Origin of the sequence: Streptomyces sp. AcH 505 (genome assembly GCF_000818175.1) — a bacterium.
Taxonomy (GTDB): domain Bacteria; phylum Actinomycetota; class Actinomycetes; order Streptomycetales; family Streptomycetaceae; genus Streptomyces.
This window is the reverse complement of the sequence record NZ_JTIY01000002.1, coordinates 463,481-466,278: the sequence shown is the minus strand read 5'-3', so window position 1 is coordinate 466,278 and position 2,798 is coordinate 463,481. Positions and strand designations below refer to the sequence as shown.

General features: G+C 71.1%; 4 protein-coding genes and 1 pseudogene. 2 read left to right on the top strand and 3 right to left on the bottom strand.

Features of this window, described 5'->3' with window-relative positions:
• Positions 1–263: ABATE domain-containing protein (locus HY68_RS45745; protein WP_241778830.1), on the bottom strand; the 263-nt coding region annotated here is incomplete at its 3' end.
• A gap of 421 nt (positions 264–684) precedes the next feature.
• On the opposite strand from HY68_RS45745, the gene HY68_RS46230 reads away from it, so the two are divergent.
• Positions 685–864 carry a pyridoxine 5'-phosphate oxidase C-terminal domain-containing protein gene (locus tag HY68_RS46230; protein ID WP_052457370.1) on the top strand — a complete coding sequence of 60 codons (180 nt, stop codon included), beginning with the start codon at positions 685–687 and terminating at the stop codon, positions 862–864.
• A 27-nt stretch (positions 865–891) separates the two neighbouring features.
• On the opposite strand, the gene HY68_RS45740 is transcribed toward HY68_RS46230, so the two are convergent.
• Positions 892–1,137 (bottom strand): DUF397 domain-containing protein, encoded by a 246-nt coding sequence (locus tag HY68_RS45740; RefSeq protein WP_041998481.1) that lies wholly within the window; start codon positions 1,135–1,137, stop codon positions 892–894.
• Between the two features lie 166 nt (positions 1,138–1,303).
• On the opposite strand from HY68_RS45740, the gene paaK reads away from it, so the two are divergent.
• On the top strand, positions 1,304–2,590 hold the full coding sequence (paaK, locus tag HY68_RS32235) for a phenylacetate--CoA ligase PaaK (protein ID WP_041998478.1): 1,287 nt from the start codon (positions 1,304–1,306) through the stop codon (positions 2,588–2,590).
• Here paaK and HY68_RS32230 read toward each other — a convergent pair.
• Positions 2,559–2,798 (bottom strand): annotated as a pseudogene (locus tag HY68_RS32230) (acyl-CoA synthetase); the annotation flags it as partial. The gene paaK and the pseudogene HY68_RS32230 sit on opposite strands and share 32 nt — an antisense overlap.

The window sequence follows — 2,798 nt, the reverse complement described above, 5'->3', positions numbered from 1 at the left end:
AGCGCGTCGGCGGGGCTCGGCGCCTCGGGACTGACCGCTCTCGCGAACAGCGCGCGTACGGCGGCCCGCAGCTCCCGTACGGCGGCGAGCGCGTGGTCGTCGGCGGCGAAGGCCGCCACGTCGAGATCGCCGGCCAGTTCGTCGCCGTGGTCGTGGACCCAGCGGGTCAGCCCTTGCGGTTCCGAGAGGTCGTCGGCGACCCCGCCGTGTCCGTCGTGCCGGATGGTGAGGGCGAGATCGAGCGTCAGCTCACGGGCAGCCATGGCCTAATGCTACCTTCCGTTCGAAGCATTAATTTCGCCGAACACGGAGAGTCCTACCGAGGGAGACGTATGCCCGGGATGCGGGAGATGCTGCGCGAACTTCCGGTGTTCGCGGGTGAGTTGCCGGAGTTCGATCCGAAGGGCGCGCCTGACGAGCCGGCCGCCCTCTTCGCCGAGTGGCGTGCGCGGCGCCGACTTTCTCCTGGCAGCCGCCGGCCCGGCAGATCCGGGTGCGCGGGCCCGTGACACGCGATCTCGGTGAAGCGGCAGCCGCCGACTTCCGGGCGCGCCCGGCGGGGGCCGCGAGCGTGCGTGCCAGGCATCGCGAGTCAGACGAGACTGCGCGGACACGACCCGGGCCGAGGCACTGCCGGGCAGGCAGAGCGCGCCGATCGGCGATCCGGCCGAACGGGACACGGCCGTGGCCGGGGCGCTGGAGCGGATCGAGCGGCAGCCGGATCTGGTGGCGCCCGGCTGGGCGCTCTGCACCGTGCGGCCGGAATCGGTGGAGTTCTGGCAGGGCGACAGGCAGCGCGACCACACCCGGCTCACCTACCGTCGCGCGGAAGGGGACTGGGTGCGGGAGCTGCTGTGGCCCTGAGCGCCGGGACGGGCCCGGCGGCCGCCGTCAGGTGAGGTCGAACTCCCCGTCGCGCGCGTTGATCACGAAGGCCCGCCACTCGGCCGGGCTGAAGATCAGCGAAGGGCTCTCCGGCCGGCCGCTGTTGCGCATGGCGATGAAGCCTTCGACGAACGCGATCTGGACATCGCCCGCCCCCTGACTGCTCGATCGCCAGTCCGCGTTGCTCAGATCGAGGTCCGGCTTGTTCCAGCCCGAAAGCGGCTGGTGGGTCGTAGTGGTGCTGTCGCCCACGTCGTGCTCCTCCCGCTGCGTCGTCCGGGTCCAGCCTAGCGATCGGGGCCGGTCCCGGACAGGTCGCGGCCCTTGACGCTCCCCCCGCGGTGCTGAATAACTGATCCTGGAGTTGTCCGACCGAATGATCGGTCGAGACATTGCCGGACCGACCGGGAGTACGCCCATGACGCCTCTGCTGGACGCCGCCGAACAGCTCGGCCGGGAGGAGCTGGCCGCCCTCCAGCTGGAGCGGCTGCGCGCGACCCTGCGGCACGCCTACGACAACGTCGGCTTCTACCGGCAGGCGTTCGACAAGGCGGGACTGCGTCCGGAGGACTGCCGCTCGCTCGCCGACCTGGCGCTCTTCCCCTTCACCGCCAAGGCCGACCTGCGGGACAACTACCCCTTCGGGATGTTCGCCGTCGACCAGTCCGAGGTGCGGCGGATCCACGCGTCCAGCGGTACGACGGGCCGGCCGACCGTCGTCGGCTACACCCAGCGGGACCTGGACACCTGGGCCGACGTGGTGGCCCGGTCGATCCGCGCGGCCGGCGGCCGGCCCGGGCACAAGGTGCATGTGGCCTACGGCTACGGGCTGTTCACCGGCGGCCTCGGCGCGCACTACGGCGCGGAGCGGCTCGGCTGTACGGTCATCCCCGCGTCCGGCGGCATGACCGCGCGGCAGGTGCGGCTGATCCAGGACTTCCGCCCCGAGATCATCATGGTCACGCCGTCGTACATGCTGACGCTGCTGGACGAGTTCGAGCGCCAGGGCGTCGATCCCCGTGGCACCTCGCTCCAGGTCGGCATCTTCGGCGCCGAGCCGTGGACGGAGGCGATGCGCCAGGAGATCGAGGAGCGGTTCGCGATCGACGCCGTCGACATCTACGGCCTGTCGGAGGTGATGGGCCCCGGCGTCGCGCAGGAATGCGTGGAGACCAAGGACGGCCTGCACATCTGGGAAGACCACTTCTATCCGGAGGTCGTCGACCCGTTCACCGGCGAGGTGCTGCCCGAGGGCGAGGAGGGCGAGCTGGTCTTCACCTCGCTCACCAAAGAGGCGATGCCGGTGATCCGCTACCGCACCCGGGACCTCACCCGGCTGCTGCCCGGCACCGCGCGCGTCTTCCGCCGGATGGAGAAGGTGACAGGACGCAGCGACGACCTGGTGATTCTGCGCGGGGTGAATCTCTTCCCCACCCAGATCGAGGAGATCGTGCTGCGCACCCCGGGGGTGGCCCCGCACTTCCAGCTGCGGCTGACCCGCGAGGGCCGGCTGGACGCGCTGACCGTACGGGCCGAGGCCCGCGCCGGGACCAGCGGGGAGCAGCGCGCAGCCGCCGCGCTCTCGATCGCTGCGGCCGTCAAGGACGACGTGGGGGTCTCGGTCGGTGTGGAGATCGTCGATCCCGAGACGCTGGAGCGCTCGGTCGGCAAGTTCAAGCGGATCGTGGATCTCCGGGAGAAGTGAAGCGCTCCCGCAGCTCGCGCTTGAGGATCTTGCCGCTGGCGTTGCTCGGAAGACTGTCCACGAACACCACCCGCTCGGTCGCCGTGAAGTGGGCGAGCCGGTCGCGGGCGTGCGCGACCATGGTGGTGACCGCCTCGATCCACCGGTCGTCGGGCAGAGCGACGACGTCCGGGCGTGGGACACCGGCCAAGACGCGTAGGGGGTCGTG

What these genes read in the sequence shown, in the direction of transcription:
- paaK (WP_041998478.1), top strand. Translation starts at nt 1,304, where the DNA reads ATGACGCCTCTGCTGGACGCCGCCGAACAGCTCGGCCGGGAGGAGCTG.